Origin of the sequence: Clostridium simiarum (assembly GCF_018919175.1) — a bacterium.
GTDB classification, from domain to species: domain Bacteria; phylum Bacillota; class Clostridia; order Clostridiales; family Clostridiaceae; genus Clostridium_L; species Clostridium_L simiarum.
In genome coordinates, this window is the sequence record NZ_JAHLQL010000001.1 from 426338 (window position 1) to 449098 (window position 22761).

Genomic DNA, 22761 nt, shown 5'->3' on the forward strand with positions numbered 1-22761 from the left:
AGAATGATAGTTATGGGATAAATTATTATGTTAAAATAGATGGTTAAAATTATATTTAACCATCTATTTTATATTTTCACCTTATATTTAACAGGAAAATTTTAAAATTAACTAATTATTTTGAAAAAGTTCGGAAAAAAATTTCAAAATATATTGATACATATGAAAATAAATATTATACTATGAGTGATACACTTTATTGATGGGAGGAAAACATATGGATATTAAAAAACTAGAAGGTTTAGTTACTGAAGGTAGAAATACTAATACTATGGATATAGATAAGCTTTCTACATTAGAACTTGTAAAAAAGATAAATGAAGAGGATAAAAAAGTAGCTGAGGCTGTAGCCGAAGCCTCAGTGGAAATAGCAAAAGCTATAGATGTGATAACTGAAGGCATGAAAAAAGGTGGAAGGCTATTATATATGGGAGCTGGAACTAGTGGAAGACTAGGTATATTAGATGCTTCAGAATGTCCACCAACTTATGGCGTTGATTTTGAATTAGTGCAAGGTCTTATTGCTGGAGGCCATACAGCCATATTTAAAGCTGTAGAAGGTGCAGAAGATAGTTTTGAACTAGGGGAAAAAGATCTTAAAGAAAAGTCTATAAATGAAAATGATGTGATTTGCGGTATTGCTGCATCAGGAAGAACACCTTATGTAATAGGAGGGATGAATTATGCTAAATCTATAGGAGCCAAGGTAATTTGCGTTACAATGAATCCGGATAGTGAAATGGCTAAAATAGCTGATATACCTATATCTGTGGTTGTAGGACCTGAAGTTGTAATGGGATCTACTAGAATGAAAGCAGGAACAGCTCAAAAGTTAGTTTTGAATATGTTAACCACAGGTACAATGATAAAACTTGGAAAAGTATATAGCAACCTTATGGTGGATGTTCAACCAACTAATGAAAAATTAGTTACAAGAGCTAAAAGAATAGTTATGATGGCTACAGAGGTATCTATTGAAGAGGCAGAAAAATATCTTGAAGAGACAGGATATAATGTGAAATTAAGTATACTAATGATTGTGGCGGGGGTATCTAAAGAAAGAGGAGAAGAACTTTTAAAATCTAGTGATGGATACATAGCAAAAGCTATAGATTTAAATCAAGGCAAGTAAATATATCTTATAAGTGATATTAGGTGTCACATAAGGATTAATAAAAAGCTTTTAGATTAGGATACCTCCTTTTCTAAAAGCTTTTTATTAGGTTTATTTTTTTATTTTTATTTTATTTTGAATTTCTTTTATTATAGAATCAAAATTTTTAGAGCTTACATCAGGAAATGCGCTAAGAAGTCGTTTATGCTTAAATTTTATATTGTTCATTATATTATCATGTTTAGATTTTAATTCTTTTATAGAAATTTCAATTTCTTCTGCTTTATCCTTAGCCTTATCTTTTATAAAGGAATACTTATCCTTAATTTCATTAGATATTTCATCTAGTTGAATTATAATGTTTTTAAATTCAATTAAAGACATTAAGGTAGCAGAGAAATCTATTATAAAATAGATAATAAATATGTAAAACAATATAATTCCATAAATTGAAGGCAGATTGTTTATAAAGTTTTCTACTGGAGGATGCAGAACCTTAATAAGAAATATGGATACAACACCCCACATTACAGAAAAACTTAGGCAAACCCGTCCTTTTATATTAAAGGCATTATCCCTATAATCCCACCATCTAGTGTTAAAAATGGTTTCTAATATATATCCAGTTATATATTCAAGTAGAGAGGTTAATAATAGGGAGAGAATAAATAGAAGTAAAATATTGCTTTTAAAAGGGTTTAAAAATACTATTAATATTAAAGATCCAAAACCGTAAATTGGACAAAAAGGACCATTTAAAAAGCCTCTATTTACAAACTTTCTTTGGTTATAAAAGGCGTAAGCTACCTCTGTACACCAACCTATAAAAGAGTATATGACAAAATAAAATAATATGTTATAAATGCTAAAGCCTAAAATTGTGTTATACATAATATCCTCCTTTAATTATTTTATAATATTATTACAGTACAATAACATGAAAGTTATTATGCTATTGTTGTTTTATAAAAGGTGTTAGTACTATTTTATTAGTAAAATCCAAATCTATCAATATGATATCATAAAATTAAGTATGGTTATGAGATATATTTAGTAGTTAGGGGATAAAACAAAATAATTTAAAACACCCTCATTATAGAGGGTGTTTTAAATTATTATTCAACATCTCTGTATCTATCTTTTGCGAAGAAAGATATAGCGTATAATCCTGCTAGGCCAACTAGACCATAAACAATTCTAGAAAAGGCTGTCATATTGCCAAATAGTGAGGCTACTAGGTCAAAACTAAAAAAAGCAATTAATCCCCAATTCAAGGCACCTATTACTACTAGTAAGAGAGCAATAAAATCAAGCGCTTTCATTTAATACCATCTCCTTTTAATAAGTTCTACATATTTATTATTAACATAATATATTTTTTTTATTAGTAATATTTAATTATTTGTTAAATTATTTATATGTATTATAGGGTACAATATAGTTACAAAGTAATTTAGTTAGGAGTTTTTGCATGAAGAAATTTTTGTCAGCTGTATGTGTTATTATATTTAGTGTTAACTTTGTAGGATGTGAAGATGTGGATTTAAATAGAAGTGATAGTCTTCAAAAGGATGTTTTTGTTGATGGTTCTGAAAGTTTAAAAGAATTGGAGAGTAGTGCCATGATAGAATATAGTGTTATACCTTGGTCTAAGGCGCCAGAAAGTATAAATAATATAGTTTCTATGCATAAAGGAAAGAAAGGATATCTCATATATAATAAAGATAATTTACAATACTTAATTATTTTATCAGGGAAAAAAAATTCAGGAGGATATTCTATTTCTGTAAAATCTGTAAATAAAACAGAGGATAATATAATTATAAATATAGAAGAAAAAGCTCCTTCAGGAGGAGATGTAGTGATACAGGCCATTACCTACCCTTATATAATTTTACAGATAAATCTTCAGGATCATAAATTTAAAATTATAGATGGTGAGTATAATGAGTATACTAAAATAGAAGAAGTTACAAAATAATAAAATAAGAGACCATTTATGTACATTCCATACACATAAATGGTCTTTTTAATATTTAGTACTGAGAATTTATCAAAGCTGGATATTTCTATCTATAGGTTGCGATAAGGATATGAAAGTATCAGTTCTTTGTATCCCAGTTATGTTATTTATTCTGTGCATTAATATGTCCTGAAGATCCGATATGCTTTTGCATATGACCTTGGCAAAAACAGAATATTGACCAGTAGTATAGTGTAATTCAACAACCTCTTTTATCTTTGACATTTCTTCCATTACATTGCTAAATGATGAGGTTTTATCCACAAAGATTCCAACAAAACAGCATACATCATAACCTAGTTTAGGCATATCTAGCATAAGTTTTGTACCTTTGATTATACCTAAATCCTCCATTTTCTTCATTCTAACATGGATAGTTCCTCCACTTACATGACAAACACGGGCTATTTCCAAATAAGGTGTTCTTGAATCCTTAATTAGAATGTCCAAAATTTGTAGATCTAAGTCGTCTAATTGGGAATTAATCATAAGAGACACACAATCACCCCATATATGTAAAATAATTTGACTAATACTATTATATCAGAAATATATATGAATTTATCAATAATTTAATAAAAAATAAATAAAAAAATAAAAAAACGTTAATCACACTATTCCTAAATATAAAATTAATAAATATAAAATAAATATATTAAATATATTGCATTTAATTGCAGAATATATTATTATATTAACAATAACAAATCTAAATTTTCTAATTTATATTGTTGTCAAATTGGTACCCCACCAACAAAGATAAAACCTTTAGGTAGCACCTAAGGGTTTTATTTTGTTTTTAAAAGTGCATATTTTTATTGAAAAAATCTTCAATATGAAATATTATATGTTATAGGTGTTAAATTAGGGAAGGAGGGAGAAAAGTGAAATATATATTGTTGGTTTTAATATGCTCTATAATAGCTATTATAATATACAACTTGTTAAATGTGTATTTACTTAAAAAAATTAAAGTAAATAAGTGGATTATATTAGCTTTAGCCATATTAGTTTTCTTTTTACCTATATTCTTTAATAACTTCAACTTGAATCAATACATATTAGTGCCAGTACAATCTATCCTATTTGTAATTTTGCTTTTATGGTTTTTTGATTTGGTATCAATGGGTAAGGTTAAAAAAGAGAAGCAGATAAAGATAAAACCTAAAGCGAAACCAAACAGAGTAAAAAATATGTCTAATAATGAAGAGTTAAAGAATAAAAAAAGATAAATGTTTAATTAGATTTTACAGAAGATACTGTGGACTAGCTTTTAAATAAGGTGATCCACAGTATTTTTATAGGATCAAATGACTTTAAATTTTAAATGGAGTTTCACTATAAAAATCACCTCTCTTAATTTAAAACTTTATTTTATATTTATAAAAATAGGAGAGGTTAGAGCTGTAGCTCCGTTATTTAAAATAATTTTAATTACATACCACTTTTCATCCTCATTAAAAGGTATAGAAAAAAAATACTTTATTTGTTTTTGGGGAGGAAAATCTATATCTTTTATTTTTGAACCTTTAGAAGTAATAACTTGAATTTTTACTATTTTATTATATTCATCTTCAGCATAGATAGAAAAATTTAAAGGTTCTTCTCCATTGCAGTATAATATATCCCCCATAAGACTTTTATTTATATAAAAGTGAACTTTAAGACTTTTGGATTCTGTAGAATAAGTATGTCTTTTTCTCAAAGACTCTAAAAGGTTTCTCTTGTCTTTTTTATGAACTAATACTGCGGTTAAATTTTCACTATCTCCAAAGTTCATTTTATGATTATCTTGACCATTTATAGCCCCAAGCATCCATCCTTTATCAAGAAGAGAATAATATCTTTTTTCATATCTATTATATGTTTTAGAAGGATATAAACCATTGCCAACTTCAATTAGGCACATATAGTTATTTAAAGTTGAATCATAAGGAAGCTTTTCAACATTTTTACCTGGATGATTAATAGCAATTATAGGGTTATTTACAGAGCTCCATAATAGAATTTTTTTTACATCTTGTATATAACCTGTAAAAAATTTATCTGAAGCAAATACATTAAAGTGGCCATAGGGCTTAAAGGTAAATTCAAAACCTAAGATACCAATAAAATTACTCTGTTTTTTGTTAAACTTATTAATTTGTTTCATTGAATATTCCCATTTACTTAAGCTACTATCTTTATGTTTTGTGGTATCCTTTAGAGGGTTATTATGATCAGTTATTATAATAAAATCAATATTTTTATTTTTAGAATATTTCAAGGCGTCCCTTACGCTACCAACACCTGTAGAATTTTCTGTATGGCAATGAGGGATTCCATACATTATTTCTAACTTTTTTTTATCTGAGTTTTTTTTACTTTTGCTTTTTCCCATATAGCACATCCTTAAAAATTATATTCCTATTAATATAATACTTAATGTAAAGTTAATTGCTATTATGTATTATTATAAAATAAGATTAATAAGAAAAATAAAAAAATGTACACCAATATTTTATTAGTGTACATTTTTTTATATAGGAAACTCATCTTCATAACTTCAGATGAGTAAGCGACTATCATCAAATCATAGATTTGAGATATCTGCTTAGGAAACTCATCTTCATAACTTCAGATGAGTACTCGAGGAGTAAGCGATTCATACAAGATCATAGACGTTGGTTCTCTGCTTAACTCACTATCATCAAATCATAGATTTTGGATATCCTTTTTAAGATGTTAGCTACATCCAGTAGTGGAACCACAATCTAAGCATACCATACAAGTGCCGTTTTTAACCATTCTTGTACTGGAACAAGTAGGGCAAGTACTTCCATAAACTCTTTCTCCGCCGTGGATGTGAGATTTAATTTCTTCTTTTTCTTCAAGATTTCCCATAAGTACTGGAACATCTATAGGGAGAGAGGTTTGAACATTTAGATTTTCATATCCTTCAGGTTTTATTTGGCATCTTGAATAATCATCTGTTTCTATATCAATGATCTTACTTACAAGATCAGAAATAGAAGAAACATATTTTATATAAGGATGTTTTTGTACAAATCCATAAGGCTCATATTTTTGACCTCTTAACATTCTTGCTATATCCTTAGCAGGAACATGATATTGTAGCATTACGGAAATGGATTTAGATAAGGAGTTTAAAAGTCCAGTTATTATAGTTCCTTCTCTATCCGTAGTTATATATATTTCGCAAATCTCACCTTGCATATTTCTATTAACAGTGGTGTAAATTTTAACATCATCTATTTGAGCAGGATGTGTAGTTCCGGATCTTATACCTTGTGGTTTATCTCTTCTTGAAACATTTAATGCTGATTGCATTTCATTAGCTTTAGCAAGCAAGTCTTTATAACTTAAGTCTTCTAATTTAAGGTCCGTATCTTTATCTAAAGACGTATTTAATGGCTGACTAGCTTTAGAGGAGTCTCTATATAGAGCTATTCCTTTTACCCCAAGTTTCCAAGAGTCTATTACTATATCTTTAAAATCTTCTACAGAAGCAGTTTTTGGAAGATTTACAGTTTTAGATATAGCTCCAGATATTAATGGAGTAATGGCAGCTACCATTTTAACATGACCCTCAGGGGCTATATATCTTTCACCAGAACCGCAGGTGTTTGCTGTATCAAATATAGCTAGATGTTCTTTTTTAAGATGTGGAGCACCTTCTATTTTTCCATCTAGTATTTTTTCATATTCAAAATCACCATTAGAGACTTTTTCAGTTCTAGTTATATAGTTTATTATATCTTCAATTTCGTTGCTAGCGTAGCCTAAGCTTTTTAAGGCAGCTTCAATAACAGGATTTCCTAAGGTCATATATCCGCCACCAGAAAGTTTTTTATAGACTATATGGCTGAAAAATGGCTCTATGGATGTTCCACCGCAATCCATAGCAAAGGATATAGTTCCTGTAGGAGCTATAACAGAAACTTGAGCATTTCTATAGCCATATTTTTCGCCTAAGTCTAAAGCTTTTAACCATTCTTTCTTTAAGTTTTCGCTTAAAAATTTAAGTTTTTTGTTTAATAATAAATCATGGTTAACTTCTAAAGGAATATAATTTAAGCCCTCATAAGGAGGTTTAAGTGCTCCAGAAACTCTTGTATGATTTCTTATAACCTTAAGCATGTAAGGTTTATTTATTTCATATTTTTCAAAAGTACCAATTTCTTTAGCCATTAATGAAGAAACCACATAAGAACGAGCTGTTAATATACCTATTAATGAGGCGGCTATGTTTCTAGCTTCCTCAGAATCATAAGGGTATCCCATTACCATGAATAAAGAAGCTATATTAGATACGCCTAAACCAGTGGTTCTAAATAAGTGGGTTCGTCTTGCAATATCTTCTGTGGGGAATTGGCCCCAATGTATTGAAGCTTCTAATAATAATTGATTTAAACTTACCATATGAAGATAACCATCTAAATCAAATTTTCTTGAATCCTCATTATAGAATTTATAAATATTAATAGATGAAAGGTTACAAGAGGTATTATCTAAAAATGCATATTCACCACAAGGATTAGTAGAATTTAATCTATTATAGGGAGCATTAAATACCCCATCTTCTCCAGCTGGACAAGTATGCCATGCATTAAAGGTATCAGAGAATTGCGGTGCTGGATCGGCACATTTCCATGCAGATTCATTGAATATATTCCATAATTCTTGTACTTTAACATTTTTGTTTACTCTTGAATCCACTCTACCTTTTAGTTCTATTGTAACATCAGGATTTTTATTTAGAGTACAAACTTTTTCCATAAATTCATCATTTATTCTTACAGAGTTATTGCTGTTTTGGCCAGAAACTGTTTGGTAAGCCTCTCCTTCAAAATCTGCGTCATAGCCCATCTTTCCTAAAGCTCTTACTTTATCTTCTTCTTTAGCTTTCCAGGACATGAATCCTTCTATTTCAGGGTGATCTATATCAAGACACACCATTTTTGCAGCACGTCTTGTGGTTCCACCAGATTTTATGGCACCTGCATTTCGGTCAAAACCTTTTAGAAAACTCATTAAACCAGAGGAATACCCTCCACCAGATAATTTTTCTCCTTCTGCTCTCAATGCTGAGAAGTTAGTACCTGTACCAGAACCACCTTTAAATAGTTTTGTTTCTGTTACATATTGGTCAGAGATGGAGTGTTCTCCTAAAAGCTTATCTTCAATTGAAACTATAAAGCATGCAGAAGCCTGCGTTCTTGTATAAGAATCAGGAGAGAGAACTACCTTCTGTTTTTTTTCATCGTAATAAAAACTTCCTTGAGGAGATCCTTTTATTCCATAACTTAAAGCAAGACCTGTATTAAACCATTGAGGGGAGTTAGGGGCATACATTTGATTTAATAGACCGTAGACCATTTCATCATAGAAAATTTTAGACTCGTCTTCTGTCTTTATTAGCCCTTCCTCTTTTAAAGCTTCCCTCCAGAAATTTACCATTCTGTGAGCTACCATCTTCATACTTGTTTCAATACCACTTTCATTTGGAACCCCAGCTTTTCTAAAATATTTAGAAGCTATTATGTCGCAAGCAGTTTGAGAGTAATGCTCTGGAAACTCTAAGTCTTTCATATCTGTTAATACTTTTCCAGATTTATGATCTGTTAAAAGCACATCAACCTTTTTCCATTTAAATAAATCATATACGGTCTTTGATTTGTCTTTTTCTAATTCTTTTGTATAATATCTTTTAAAAATATCTCTAAGTGAATTCATTATTTTAAAGCACCCCCAGATAATTATTGATAAAGTCTAAAAATTTTTAATTAACAAACTAAATACACTTTTAACTTTACTGTTGACAACTATATATAGTATGTGGTATAGGAAAAACATACTATATATAGTTGACTCTGTATATTATAAACAATATCTATTTCATAATCAATTTACGTTTTAAATGCTAAAATCATTTATGGAAGACTATACTAATCATATCTTTATTTTTATTTAAATATCTCTTTATTTTAAATTATTATAAGTGGTTTGTTTTTGTATAATATGCTAAAATATCTTTTATAATATAGATAATAGCAAGATAGGAGGGTATTTTATGATTATAGGTTTTGATGGTAAGACACCTAATATACATAAAGAGGTTTTTATAGCTAGTAGTGCTGACATAATAGGAGATGTTACCTTAGAGAAAGATGTAAACATATGGTTTGGTGCAGTACTTAGAGGGGATGGTATGCCCATATATGTAGGAGAAGGAACAAACATTCAAGATAATTGCGTTGTACACATTCACAACGAAAAATTTGATGCTTATATAGGTAAGAATGTAACTGTGGGTCATAGTGCTATAGTTCATGCTTGTAGGGTAGGGGATAATTGTCTTATAGGTATGGGAGCTATAATACTAGATGGAGCTGAAATAGGAGAGAATACAATTATTGCAGCAGGAAGTTTGGTTCCGCCTGGAAAGGTTATACCCTCTGGAGTATTATGTATGGGATCTCCAGTTAAAGTTATAAGAGAACTTACAGAGAAAGAAAAACAAGAGCTTATAGTTTCGGCTAAGAATTATATTGAGCTTTCAAAGAAGTATAAATAGGAGATGAATACATAGTGATAAAGTTAGATGCAATGAAAAAGATGACTATAGAGGAAAAGTATAAATATATGTTGATACTTATAGAAGGTCAACTTAGCTCAGAAAGGAATTTTATAGCTAATCTTTCTAATATAGCTGCTATAATTAATGTAGCAGTAGATAAATGTAATTGGGTTGGGTTCTATCTTTATGATGAGGAGAATAATTCTCTAGTACTAGGGCCTTTTCAAGGATTGCCAGCTTGCAATAGAATAGATATTGGAAAGGGTGTCTGTGGTACAGCCATAAAACATAAGACCCTTCAAAGAATTAATAATGTTCATGAATTTCCTGGACATATAGCTTGTGACTCAGCTTCTAATTCTGAAATAGTAATTCCTATAATAAAAGATGGAAAAATTTATGGAGTTTTGGATATGGATAGTCCTGAATTTAATCGATTTTCTGAATTAGAGGAAACTTATTTAGAAAAAGCAGTAGAAAAGATAATAAATTATATTTAAAAAAGGGCCAAAGGCCCTTTTCTTATGCTGATTTTTTCTTCATTCTTATGAATATCTTGGCAATTTCATTTAGTACTAATGGTATTATGGATAATATACCAACAAATAACCAGTCAGACATATTAAGATCATATACATCAAATACTCCTGCCAAGAAAGGAACTGTTATTATTATATCTTGTAAGAATATACCTGCAATTATAGATAATATTAAGTACTTATTTGTAAATAACCCTATTTGGAATATAGATTTTTCTGGATGTCTCATATTAAGTGAATGGAATAATTGAGATACACTTAATACAACAAAAGCCATAGTTTGAGCATGTTGAAGAGTATCATATTTAGCTTCACCATACTTGAAGGCAAATAGGGTTAGTGCACCTATTAATAAACCATTTAAAACCAAGAATACTCCAGTACCACCAGCAAATAAGCTTTCTTTTGGGTCTCTTGGTGGATTATCCATTACATTTTTATCCCCAGGGTCTACACCTAAAGATAAAGCAGGTAAGGTATCTGTAATAAGGTTTACCCACAATATGTGTATTGGCTTTAAAGGGGTATCCCAACTTAATAATATAGCAATAAATAAGGCGATTATTTCTCCTAGGTTACAGGATAATAAGAATATTATAGATTTTTTAATATTGTTATAAATATTTCTACCTTCTTCAATAGCTGATACTATGGTAGAGAAATTGTCATCAGTAAGGATCATATCAGAAGCGCCCTTAGCAACGTCAGTACCTGTAACACCCATAGCTACACCTATATCTGCTATTTTCAATGAAGGAGCATCATTAACTCCATCACCAGTCATTGAAACTACATTTCCCTTGGACTTAAATGCTTTAACTATATTAACTTTGTGTTCAGGTGAAACTCTTGCAAAGACTCTATAGTTATCTATTTTGGCATTTAATTCTTCTTGAGATAACTTATCTAAATCAGCTCCTGAAATAGCCTGATTAGGATCATCGGAAATACCTAATTCCTTAGCTATGGCAAAGGCTGTGTTTTTATGGTCTCCAGTTATCATTATAGTTTTTATACCGGATTTTTTACAAGTAGCTATAGAGTCTTTTACTTCTAATCTTGGAGGATCTATCATTCCTACAAGACCTATGAATATTAAATCTGACTCTAGGCTATCTAAGGAAATATTATTATCTGGAATAATTTTATAAGCAGCGCCTAGTACTCTTAAAGCATCATCTGACATAGAGTTTGAAGCATCCATTATTTGAGCTTTTATATCATCAGTAAGATCTTTTATTTCACCATTTATATAAGCTTTGGTACTTATTTTTAATAGATTATCTATAGCACCCTTTGTAAACACATAATTTTCTTTATTATAGCTGTTTACAGTAGTCATAAGCTTTCTGTCAGAATCAAAAGGAAGCTCATTTATTCTTTTGTATGTAACATCCGCTTCTTCTTTTAAAGTGCCCACATTAGCACCAGCTTCTAAAAGTGCTATTTCTGTAGGATCTCCAGTATTGGAGTCTTTAGAATAAGTAGCATCATTACATAAAACTAAGTTGTCAATTAATAATCTGTCGGAAGATTTATTTATATCTAATTGATCTATAGTTTTTAGTCCTTCTAAAGTAAATACTTTAGTTACAGTCATCTTATTTTGCGTTAATGTACCTGTCTTGTCAGAACATATAATATTAACTGAACCTAGAGTTTCTACTGCAGGTAGCTTTCTTATTATGGCATTTTCTTTTATCATCCTTTGTACACCCATAGCAAGAACTATAGCAACTATAGCTGGAAGACCTTCAGGTATAGCAGCTACTGCAAGGCTAATTGCTGTAAGTAGCATTTCAAAAGGATCTCTTTTTTGTATTACAGATATTAAAAACATAAGTCCACAGATTATAAGTGCTCCTATTCCTAATATCTTTCCAAGCTCTGCTAGTCTTTTTTGAAGAGGGGTCATTTCATTTCCTTCTTCATTTAGCATCTTAGCTATTTTACCTATTTCAGTATTCATACCTGTAGCTACAGCTACACCAGTACCTCTTCCATAGGTTACTAGGGTAGAGGAGAAGGTCATATTTCTTTGATCTCCTAAAGCTGTATCAGAGCTTTCAAAAGTTAATCTAGAATCCTTATCCACAGGAACAGATTCACCAGTTAGAGCAGATTCCTCTATTTTCATATTAGCTGTTTCTATAAGTCTTAAATCTGCTGGTATATACCTACCTGCATCTAGAATTATTATGTCACCAGGAACAACCTCCTCTGAAGGTATTTCTTTTGGTGAGCCATCTCTTTTAACTATAGCTTTTGGAGTGGAGAGCTTTTTTAAAGCCTCTAGAGCTTTTTCAGCTTTTGATTCCTGAACAGTACCTACAATGGCGTTAATAAATATAACTAATAAGATTATTACGGAATCGCTTAATTCCCCCATTATACCGGATACTATTGCAGCAGCTAAAAGTATAAATATCATAGGATCTTTAAGCTGAGAGAAAAATATTTGTATTCCAGTTTTTTTTGCCTTAGAAGCTAATTTGTTTTCACCGTATTTTTCTAAACGGTTTTTAGCTTCTTCTGATGATAGACCTTTTTCTGGGTCTACATTTAATTCTTGAAGTGTTTCTTCAATAGATTTTTTAAACCACATGAATTATTGATCCCCTTTCTTAAAAACTTAAATTTATTTGATATAAAAGCATCTTATAGCTAGTATAACCTAATGTTAATTTAAATAATATAATAACGAAAAAGTTAAATTAATTTTTATCTTCATAAAAATATTCTGATTAAATACTAAAAAAGACTTATGTATAACTAGTGTTATACATAAGTCTTACTATTTAATACAAAACCAGATGATAAACATCGGTTGTTGGCTTTGCAACAGGATAAACCTGCAAGCTACTCCCTTATGATAAAAAATATTAACTTTTAATAATTAGATTATACTTAAAATAGTAGATTATGTCAACAAGCCTTTTCTATGGAGGGAAAAGTAAATGTACACAGTTATTTTATTATTTGTTATAATGTAAATGATTATAATAAAAATATATAGTATAATTATAATTATAAAAAATTACTTTAAGTAAAGAGAGATAAAATAATTTAAACAAAGGAGTGGAATCCTTGGAGATAGGAAGAATCAGTAAAAGTCCATCTGTTACTTCAGATAGAAAAAAGGTTGAAAGTAGGAAAGACTTTTCTCAAAGCTTTAGTTTTGCAAGAGAAAGAAGATCAGAAGAGGAACTAAAAAAATTATTAGAAGACATAAAAAAGAAGGGCAATAGACTTATTATAACTAAGTGTTATGGAGATGTAAGAGCCTATAAAAATCTTATTAAAGAATATTTAGAAGCTGTCATGGGATATATGTATAAAATAAAAAAAGACATAAGTTTTTGGCAAACTCAATACTTTATTACGGTAGAGACTATAGATAAAAAATTAGAAGAGTTAACAGAGCTTTTATTACAAGAAGAAAAGGAAAATTTAGATATTGCAGCTACTATTGATGAAATTCAGGGCTTAGTTTTGGATATATATAAATAAAAGACCATATTCTGGTCTTTTATTTATACTTTGTTTTAAATCATCCAACTATTAAAACTTGCATCAGAAGGCATCCTAAGGTCTCCACGTGGGGAGAGACTTATGGTTCCAACCTTAGGGCCATCAGGTAAGGCAGAGCGTTTAAATTGTTGAGTAAAGAATCTTTTTATAAATTTATCTAACCATAATTTTATGGTTTCCTCAGTATAACAATCCTTAAAAGCTTCCTTTGCTAAAAATAGTATTTTGGAAGGGGTAGCACCTTGTCTTATGAAATGATATAAGAAGAAATCATGAAGCTCATAAGGGCCTACAACATCTTCCGTCTTTTGAACTATATTACCATCTTTATCTTTTGGAAGTAATTCAGGGCTTACAGGAGTTTCTAATATATCTATTAAAGTATCAGATATTTCTTTAGCTACCTCAAAGTCTGCAACATATCTTACTAAATATCTTACCAGGGTTTTAGGTATAGAACAGTTTACAGAGTACATAGACATATGATCCCCATTATAGGTACACCATCCAAGAGCCAGTTCTGATAAGTCTCCTGTACCTATTAATAGTCCACCTTCTTTATTAGCAATATCCATTAAGATTTGAGTTCTTTCTCTAGCTTGAACATTTTCGTAAGTAACATCATGAATGTTAGTTTCATGACCAATATCTTTAAAGTGTTGCAAACATGCTGGTACTATATTTATTTCTCTTAGATCTGTACCTAGGTGGTTGCATAAATCTAGTGCATTGTTATAAGTTCTATCAGTGGTTCCAAAGCCCGGCATGGTTATTGTAATTATATTTTTTTTGGGGATCTTCAGTAAATCAAAGGTTTTAATAATAACTAATAATGCTAAAGTAGAATCTAATCCTCCTGAAATCCCTACTACTGCTTTCTTTAAACCAGTATGCTCTAATCTTTTAGCCAAAGCAGAGGCTTGAATATTAAATATTTCCTTACACCTTTCTTCTCTTTCTGCTTCATTACTAGGAACAAAAGGATGTTTTGCTACATATCTATCAAATACTCCGTAGGATAAATCCTCAAAATTAAAATTAACTTCTCTTAGTTTAACTTCTTTAAAGTAGGGATTTTTCTTAAAGCTAGTGTTTTTTAATCTCTCATTTTCTAGTCTATCAATATCTATTATAGAAGAAATTATTTCATTATCCCTTTGAAACCTATGGTTTTCTTTTAATAAATTACCATTTTCCGCAATTAAAAGATGTCCGCTAAATAATAAATCTGTAGTAGATTCATGAACACCACTAGAGGAATATATGTAAGAACATAGGCTTCTAGCACTTTGAGATAATACTAAATCTTTTCTATAGTTATATTTACTTACTAGTTCATTAGAGGCAGATAGATTGCATATTATGTTAGCACCAGCTAATGAAAGATAAGAACTTGGAGGTATACCTACCCAAAGGTCTTCGCAGATTTCAAAGGCTACTTTATATGTACCGTCACTAAATATTATATCTGTACCAAAAGGAATAGAGCATTGAAATTTTAAATCAACATACTCATTTATTATATTTAATCCTTCAGAAAACCACCTTTTTTCATAGAATTCACTATAATTTGGAATATAGCTTTTAGGAATTATGCCAAGTATCTTTCCATTTAAAATTATATAAGCACAGTTGAAAAGCTGGCTGTCATAATAAAGAGGAGCGCCTACAGCAATTAGTATATCTTTTCCTTTACTATAATTACATAAATCATTTATGGCATCTTCTGATTTATCCAGTAATTGTTTTTGCAGAAAAAGGTCGCTACAAGTATAGGAAGTAATAGAAAGTTCCGGAAAAACAAGAATCTTACATTTATCTTCCAGAGCTTTATTTATACAGATTTTGATATTTTCTAAATTAAAGTTCACATCAGAAACCTTGGTTACAGGACAAGCAGATCCAATTCTTATGAAATTCATATTATCACCTCAATATAATATTATCATCTTTAACCATTAGAGGTTAAAAATAAATCTAAAAAATTCATTAACTAAGTTAATATTCTATTATTATTATATACGTACTATTAATATTATATAGATAAATTGTGAAAATCAATGAAAAACAAAGAAAAAATAAAAGGAATGAGATAAACGGTATAAAATATCACTTAAAGCGATCTAAAACAACTTTTAAAAATGTTATATATAGTGTATAATAAAATTATAGGTTAAATAAACTATAATCGTGGCAGTAATTTGAATACTATTATATAATAAAATTGAGGAGGGGATGAGGATGACAGATATTATTGTATGGATAATTATATCCGCTGTGGCTTTAGTGGCTGATTTAGTGACAAGCAGTTTGCTATTTGTTTGGTTTACAGTAGCAGGTGTAGTGGCCATTTTAGCTGCAATGATAGGATTTAGTATAGGTATTCAAGTTATACTATTCCTAACAATAAGTATTTTACTAATTATTACTGTATACCCAATGATAAAAAACAAGACTAAGCTAAATAACATGCCAAAGGTATCCATGGATAATAAGTATTTAGGAAAAGAATTTTTAGCAGAGAAGGAGATAATAGAAGAAGAGCAGATGAAAATTGAAGGAATTTACTGGGCTGTTAAAAATATAGGAGATAAAAAGATAGGAAAGGAGGAAAAGTTTAAAATAGAAGGTATTGAAGGTAATAAAATGCTTGTAAAGTCTGTAGAACAATAAGATTTAGATATTATTAAGGAGGGAATTAAATGGATATATCACGTATATTTTTAATTGTTATTTTAGTAATTGTTGTGATTGCTATGCTATCATCAATAAAGGTTGTTAACACAGGATATGTATATTTATTAGAAAGATTTGGACAATACTGTAAGGTTTTAGAACCAGGTTGGCATTTAACTATACCTTTCGCAGACTTTATCAGAAAAAAGGTATCTATAAAGCAGCAAATATTAGATATTGATCCTCAAAATGTTATTACTCAAGATAATGTTAAAATATCTATAGATAATGTTATTTTCTATAGGGTATTAAATGCTAAAGATGCTGTATATAATATAGAAAACTACAAAGCAGGTATAATCTATTCAACTATAACTAACATGAGAAACATAGTTGGTAATATGACCCTAGACGAAGTTCTCTCTGGAAGAGATAAAATAAACTCAGAGCTTTTAAAGGTAGTGGATGAAATAACAGATGCTTATGGTATAAAAATACTTTCTGTTGAAATTAAAAACATCATTCCTCCAGCTGAAATCCAAGAGGCTATGGAAAAGCAAATGAAGGCAGAAAGAAATAAGAGAGCTTTAATTTTGGGAGCAGAAGGACAAAAACAAAGTGAAATTGCTAAGGCAGAAGGAGAGAAGCAAGCTAAGATATTGCAAGCAGAAGCTGAAAAAGAAGCTAATATAAGAAGGGCAGAAGGTCTTAAAGAATCTCAACTTCTTGAAGCTGAAGGTAAGGCAAAAGCTATAGAAGCTATTTCTAAAGCTGATGCAGAGGCTATTGCTTTAGTTAATAAAGCTATTTTAGAATCAGGAACAAATGAAACTGTAATAGCTTTAAAACAAGTAGAAGCTATGAAAGAAATGGCAAAGGGAGCAGCAAACAAGCTTATAATACCAACAGATGCAGTATCTTCATTAGGAAGTATTGCAGCTTTAGCTGAAGTTTTAAAAAATAAATAATAGATATAAAAAACTACTTCTTTAATTAGGAGTAGTTTTTATTATATATAAAAACCTAAGATTAACTTTAAAGTAAAGAGGCACTATAAAGAAAAAACCTATTAAGCGCTTTAAATCTTTAAATCTATGGTATATACTTTATATATAATTTTAGATAGCTATTGGAGGAAACATTAGATGAAGTATTTATGGTGTGATATATCTCTAGATAAACTAGAGGAGAACATAAATAACATAAAAAGAATTAGTGATAAAAAAATAATTGCAGTAGTTAAAGGTAATGCCTATGGACTAGGTATTGAGGGGATAACTGAATATTTAAAAGATAAGGTGGACTACTTTGCAGTTTCGGACATGACAGAAGCTGAAAGGATAGTTGGAGATAAAGAAATATTACTTCTAAGTCCTTTAGTTGATTTAGAGGATATGCTTAATCCTAGAGAAAACATAATCTATACTATTGATAATGAAGAAATATTAAAACATATTAACCCAGATTTTACTAATAAAGTACATATTTATGTAGATACAGGAATGAATAGAATGGGTATAAAGCCAGATAGGTTAGGTGAAGTAGTAGATTACATAAAAAGTAATTTTCCTAGTATGATATTGGATGGTGTATACACTCACTTACATAATACAAAAAATAATAAAAGTACCATAAATCAAATAAATACTTTTAAAAAGGCAGTAGAACCCTTTATTGATGAAATACCTAATATTCATTGCTTAAATTCTAGTGGGTTTTTGCAGGAAGAGTACAGAAAAGAAACAGATTTTACAACTGCTATAAGAGTAGGAAATTTGATCTATGGATACGAAGGTGGAGATAAAGGCTTTAAAAAAATATTTTCCTATAAAGCTAAGGTTGTAAATAAATTCAATGTAAAAAAAGGTTCTAAAGTTGGTTATGGAGGAAAATACAAGGCTAAAGAAGATATTACTGTAGGGGTTTTAGGTATTGGAAACATTGAACACCTTGGATTTAGTAAGGAGGTTCGCCATAATGTATTTTATGATATTTTAAAAGTAATATATCATCATGTAGTTAAGCAAAATAGCATATTTTGTAATGGTAGAGCTGTTGAGATTATCGGAAAACCAAATATGAATATCACTATGATAAATTTGAAAGGCTTTGAGGAGCAAGACATATTTACTATAGATATTACCCCAATATTAGCAGATAGTTCCATTTTGAAAAAATACACGAATAATGATGTGGAATTAAAATGTGAAAGTTCGGAATGTAACGAATGATATTTAAATTTAACATATAAATGTTGACTTATATTTAAGCTAGTGTTACTCTATATATAGAATTAAATATTAATCCATATAATCTTAGAGATAGGGTCTAAGAGTTTCTACTGGAAAGCCGTAAACTTTCCTTCTATGGGTAAATCTATAATTAGCAGGATTTTATTTTGCCAATTTAGGCTTTATTATCATTGCTAAATTTACTAAGAACATGGCTAAAGGTTTACTCATAGACCCTTAGCCATGTTTTTTTATTACAGAAATATAGGTTTTATGGATTAAAAATATAGGGGGATAATATGGATATTAAAAACCTATTTGTAGAAAAAAAGTCACAATATAATGTGGAAGGATGGGATTTACTAGAGGACTTTTTAGTAAATCTAAGGATAAAAAACTTAAAAGAAGTAAGAATAATTAACGGTTATACTATTAAGAACATAGAAGATAAAATTTATGAAAAAGCAAAATATACAGTTTTTGCAGAAAAAAATATAGACGACTTATATGAAGATCAATCATTTATTAATAACCAATATAAATATTTTGCCCTAGAGTATTTACCAGGTCAATTTGATCAAAGGGCAGATGCAGCAGAGCAATGCATAGAAATATTATCAGAGGGACATAGGCCTGAAATTAAATACCATAAAATAATAGCTTTAAAGGGTGATTTAACCTTAGAAGAGATAGAAAAGATAAAAAATTACTATATAAATCCTGTGGATTCCAGGGAAACTAGCTTATTTAAGAAAGTTGAAACCATTGAAAAGCTCAATAATGTTAAAGAAGCGAAATGGATGGAAGGTTTTATAGATTTAAAAGAAGAGGATATAGAGGAGTTTTATAAAGATTTAAAACTTGCTATGACAAAAGAGGATTTAAAGGTTTGTATTGATTATTTTAAAAAAGAGAAACGAAACCCTACCTATACAGAAATGGCTGTTATAGACACTTATTGGTCTGATCATTGTAGACATACTACTTTCTCTACTTCTATAACAGATATAGTAATTGAAGAGGGCAGGTTCACAGAACCAATAAAGCTAGCTTTTAACCAGTATAAAGAAATGAGAAATTTTTTAAATAGAGAAGATAAAGATATAACAATGATGGATTTAGCTACCATTGTCATGAAGGAAATGAGAAAAAGAGGTCTTTTAAAAGATTTAGATGAATCAGATGAAATCAATGCTTGTACTATAAAAGTAGATGTAAATACAGATAAGGGTGTAGAAAAATATTTAATACTTTTTAAAAATGAAACCCATAATCATCCTACGGAAATAGAGCCCTTTGGAGGCGCTGCTACTTGCCTTGGAGGAGCTATAAGAGATCCTCTTTCAGGAAGAGCTTATGTTTATCAAGCTATGAGAGTTACAGGAAGTGGAGATCCAAGACAAGCTATCCAAGAAACGTTAAAAGGAAAGCTTCCACAAAGATCTATTACTTTAGGTGCTGCAAGGGGATATAGCTCTTATGGAAATCAGATAGGCATTGCCACAGGTGAGGTAAAGGAATTTTATCATGAAGGATTTATAGCAAAAAGAATGGAAGTTGGAGCAGTTATAGGCGCTGTACCAGAAAAAAATGTAGTTAGAGAAAAGCCTATACCAGGAGATGTTATAGTATTAATTGGTGGTAAAACTGGACGAGATGGTTGTGGAGGAGCTACAGGTTCTTCCAAGGAGCATACTGAAAAATCCATAGATTTTTGTGGGGCAGAAGTTCAAAAGGGAAATGCTCCTACAGAGAGAAAGTTACAAAGATTTTTTAGAAATCCTAAGGTAAGCAAAATTATAAAAAAATGCAATGATTTTGGTGCAGGGGGAGTATCTGTAGCTATAGGAGAACTAAGTGACAGTATAGATATATATTTAGATAAAGTACCTAAAAAATATGAAGGATTAACAGTAACAGAAATAGCTATATCTGAATCTCAAGAGAGAATGGCAGTGGTAATATCATATGAAAATTTGCAATATTTCATTAATTTGGCTTTAGAGGAAAATCTTCAGGCTACTATGGTAGCTAGAGTTACAGGTGAAAATAAATTAAGAATGCTATATAAGGATGAGGTGTTTGTAGATTTAAATAGAGCGTTCTTGGATTCTAACGGAGCAAAGTCCTATGCTGAGGTGTTGATTAAGTCTCCAAAAGAGAAATGCTATTTGGAAGAAAAATTTCAAGAAGATACCTTAGAGAATATGCTTAAAAGTATTTTAGGAGATATAAATATCTGTAGTCAAAAAGGATTAGTAGATAGATTTGATAATACTATAGGTTCATCAACGGTGCTTATGCCCTATGGTGGAAGATATCAGAAAACTCCTTCTGAAGGAATGGTTAGTAGAATACCTTTGCTAAAAGGAAAGGGAGACTCTGTAAGTATAATGACCTTTGGATATAATCCTAATATAGCTCACTGGAGTCCTTTTCACGGTGCTTACTACGCTGTTATAGAAGCGGCTACTAAAATTGTTGCCTTAGGAGGAGATTATAAAAATATTAAACTTAGTCTTCAGGAATATTTTGAAAAACTTTATAAGGATAGTGTAAAGTGGGGAAAACCTTTTGCAGCTTTATTAGGAGCCATACAGGCTCAAAAAGAGTTGGGTATAGCCGCTATTGGAGGGAAAGACAGTATGTCAGGTACCTTCGAAGATATAAATGTGCCTCCTACATTAGTAGCCTTTGCGGTAGCTGTGGAGACTCACTACAACAAAATAATAACACAGCATTTAAAAGCAGAAGGCAATCTTCTCATTTTAATTAAAAGCTTTATAAAGGGAGATAAAACCATTGACTCAGAAAAGCTTAAGAATAACTTTAATAAGATAAAAGAACTTAATGAAAAGGGATTAATACTATCAGCTATGAGTATTAAACAAGGGGGAATAGCTGAAGCTATCTCTAAAATGAGTTTTGGAAATGAAATAGGAGTAAAAATAGGAGATATAACTAAGAAGGAATTAATGGAAAAACATTATGGATCTATAATTATTGAGGTAGAAGATAATAAAGATATTTTAAACTATCTAAGTTCTGTAGATTACAAAATAATAGGTAGTACTATTAAAGAACCTTATATAGAAGGGTTTGGAGAAAGGGTAGATTTAAAAAATCTAATTAATCTTTGGGAAAGTCCTCTAGAGTCTATTTTTCCAACTAAAGCTCACAGTGATAAGTACTCTATTAGTTTAAGTTCTATAGAAGAATCTAAAAAAACATATAAATCTAAATTTAATTATGCAAGACCTAGAGTATTTATTCCTGTATTTCCAGGAACTAATTGTGAATATGATTCAGCGGAAGCCTTTGAAAAAGAGGGTGCATTAGTAAAAAAGATGATATTTAAAAATATTACTCCAGATTTATTAAAAACATCTATAAAAGAAATGGTTAAAGAGATAAAAGACTCTCAAATAATAATGATTCCAGGAGGTTTTAGTGCAGGAGATGAGCCAGAGGGATCAGGAAAGTTTATAGCCACAATTTTTAGAAATCCTTATATAAAAGAAGCGGTAATGGAATTTTTAAATAATAGAGATGGACTAATTTTAGGTATTTGCAACGGATTTCAAGCTTTAATAAAGCTAGGACTTCTTCCTTATGGTGAAATACTAGATATAGAAGATCATATGCCAACCCTAACCTACAATCATATAGGAAGACACGTGTCCACTATTGTAAATACAAAAATAACTTCAAATAAATCTCCTTGGCTTCAGGAAACAAACATAGGAGACATACATGCATTACCTGTATCTCATGGAGAAGGTAGATTTGTAGCCTCTATGGAGGTAATTGATGATCTTTTTAAAAAAGGACAAATAGCTACTCAGTATGTAGATATGAAGGGTAATGTGTCTATGGAAACTCTTTATAATCCCAATGGTTCTTTAGGGGCTGTAGAGGGAATACTAAGTCCCGATGGCAGAATATTTGGGAAAATGGCCCATAGTGAGAGAATAGGTAGGGGATTATATAAAAACATAGAAGGAAATATGGATCAAGGCATATTTAAATCCGGAGTAAATTATTTCAAATAAATATTAAATTCATTA

17 protein-coding genes and 1 riboswitch are annotated in these 22761 nt (G+C 30.1%); of the genes, 10 read left to right on the forward strand and 7 right to left on the reverse strand.

Going from position 1 to position 22761, the window contains the following annotated elements; translation table 11 throughout:
* Positions 1 to 217: 217 nt before the first annotated feature.
* Entirely contained in the window at positions 218 to 1132 is a 915-nt protein-coding gene (gene murQ / locus KQI89_RS01940) for an N-acetylmuramic acid 6-phosphate etherase (RefSeq protein WP_216455693.1), read from the forward strand.
* A 93-nt stretch (positions 1133 to 1225) separates the two neighbouring features.
* Here the strand turns inward: murQ and KQI89_RS01945 are convergent, their stop codons facing one another.
* On the reverse strand, positions 1226 to 2005 hold the full coding sequence (locus KQI89_RS01945) for a putative ABC transporter permease (protein WP_032121478.1): 780 nt from the start codon (positions 2003 to 2005) through the stop codon (positions 1226 to 1228).
* 224 nt (positions 2006 to 2229) lie between these two features.
* Positions 2230 to 2436, reverse strand: coding sequence for a DUF378 domain-containing protein (locus KQI89_RS01950; protein ID WP_032121479.1), 207 nt, complete (start codon positions 2434 to 2436; stop codon positions 2230 to 2232).
* A gap of 149 nt (positions 2437 to 2585) precedes the next feature.
* Between KQI89_RS01950 and KQI89_RS01955 the strand changes: the two genes are divergently transcribed.
* Positions 2586 to 3095 carry a protease complex subunit PrcB family protein gene (locus KQI89_RS01955; RefSeq protein ID WP_032121480.1) on the forward strand — a complete coding sequence of 170 codons (510 nt, stop codon included), beginning with the start codon at positions 2586 to 2588 and terminating at the stop codon, positions 3093 to 3095.
* Between the two features lie 72 nt (positions 3096 to 3167).
* Here KQI89_RS01955 and KQI89_RS01960 read toward each other — a convergent pair whose 3' ends face one another.
* Entirely contained in the window at positions 3168 to 3626 is a 459-nt protein-coding gene (locus KQI89_RS01960; protein ID WP_246582989.1) for an Lrp/AsnC ligand binding domain-containing protein, read from the reverse strand.
* 395 nt (positions 3627 to 4021) lie between these two features.
* Here KQI89_RS01960 and KQI89_RS01965 point away from each other — a divergent pair, with 395 nt between their 5' ends.
* Positions 4022 to 4369 carry a hypothetical protein gene (locus tag KQI89_RS01965; protein ID WP_032121482.1) on the forward strand — a complete coding sequence of 116 codons (348 nt, stop codon included), beginning with the start codon at positions 4022 to 4024 and terminating at the stop codon, positions 4367 to 4369.
* A gap of 137 nt (positions 4370 to 4506) precedes the next feature.
* On the opposite strand, the gene KQI89_RS01970 is transcribed toward KQI89_RS01965, so the two are convergent.
* A complete protein-coding gene (locus KQI89_RS01970) occupies positions 4507 to 5517 on the reverse strand; it encodes a CehA/McbA family metallohydrolase (RefSeq protein ID WP_216455694.1) in 1011 nt (336 codons plus the stop codon).
* A gap of 344 nt (positions 5518 to 5861) precedes the next feature.
* On the reverse strand, positions 5862 to 8873 hold the full coding sequence (locus tag KQI89_RS01975; protein ID WP_032121484.1) for a vitamin B12-dependent ribonucleotide reductase: 3012 nt from the start codon (positions 8871 to 8873) through the stop codon (positions 5862 to 5864).
* A 337-nt stretch (positions 8874 to 9210) separates the two neighbouring features.
* Between KQI89_RS01975 and KQI89_RS01980 the strand changes: the two genes are divergently transcribed.
* On the forward strand, positions 9211 to 9714 hold the full coding sequence (locus KQI89_RS01980) for a gamma carbonic anhydrase family protein (RefSeq protein ID WP_032121485.1): 504 nt from the start codon (positions 9211 to 9213) through the stop codon (positions 9712 to 9714).
* A gap of 14 nt (positions 9715 to 9728) precedes the next feature.
* Positions 9729 to 10217 carry a GAF domain-containing protein gene (locus KQI89_RS01985; RefSeq protein WP_187117371.1) on the forward strand — a complete coding sequence of 163 codons (489 nt, stop codon included), beginning with the start codon at positions 9729 to 9731 and terminating at the stop codon, positions 10215 to 10217.
* 22 nt (positions 10218 to 10239) lie between these two features.
* Here the strand turns inward: KQI89_RS01985 and KQI89_RS01990 are convergent, their stop codons facing one another.
* Positions 10240 to 12861 (reverse strand): calcium-transporting P-type ATPase, PMR1-type, encoded by a 2622-nt coding sequence (locus KQI89_RS01990; protein WP_216455695.1) that lies wholly within the window; start codon positions 12859 to 12861, stop codon positions 10240 to 10242.
* A 488-nt stretch (positions 12862 to 13349) separates the two neighbouring features.
* Between KQI89_RS01990 and KQI89_RS01995 the strand changes: the two genes are divergently transcribed.
* On the forward strand, positions 13350 to 13766 hold the full coding sequence (locus KQI89_RS01995) for a YaaR family protein (RefSeq protein WP_425514071.1): 417 nt from the start codon (positions 13350 to 13352) through the stop codon (positions 13764 to 13766).
* Between the two features lie 35 nt (positions 13767 to 13801).
* Here the strand turns inward: KQI89_RS01995 and KQI89_RS02000 are convergent, their stop codons facing one another.
* Positions 13802 to 15709, reverse strand: coding sequence for an NAD(+) synthase (locus tag KQI89_RS02000; protein ID WP_216455696.1), 1908 nt, complete (start codon positions 15707 to 15709; stop codon positions 13802 to 13804).
* A 319-nt stretch (positions 15710 to 16028) separates the two neighbouring features.
* Here KQI89_RS02000 and KQI89_RS02005 point away from each other — a divergent pair, with 319 nt between their 5' ends.
* The 4 genes from KQI89_RS02005 (at position 16029) to KQI89_RS02020 (ending at position 22746) form a co-directional block, all read left to right on the forward strand.
* Positions 16029 to 16460 (forward strand): NfeD family protein, encoded by a 432-nt coding sequence (locus KQI89_RS02005; protein WP_216455697.1) that lies wholly within the window; start codon positions 16029 to 16031, stop codon positions 16458 to 16460.
* 29 nt (positions 16461 to 16489) lie between these two features.
* Entirely contained in the window at positions 16490 to 17431 is a 942-nt protein-coding gene (locus KQI89_RS02010; RefSeq protein WP_032121490.1) for an SPFH domain-containing protein, read from the forward strand.
* Positions 17432 to 17608: 177 nt separating this feature from the next.
* A complete protein-coding gene (locus KQI89_RS02015; RefSeq protein WP_216455698.1) occupies positions 17609 to 18694 on the forward strand; it encodes an alanine racemase in 1086 nt (361 codons plus the stop codon).
* A gap of 54 nt (positions 18695 to 18748) precedes the next feature.
* Positions 18749 to 18850: riboswitch (purine riboswitch) on the forward strand.
* Positions 18851 to 18993: 143 nt separating this feature from the next.
* Positions 18994 to 22746 (forward strand): phosphoribosylformylglycinamidine synthase, encoded by a 3753-nt coding sequence (locus tag KQI89_RS02020; protein WP_216455699.1) that lies wholly within the window; start codon positions 18994 to 18996, stop codon positions 22744 to 22746.
* The last annotated feature ends 15 nt before the right edge of the window (positions 22747 to 22761 follow it).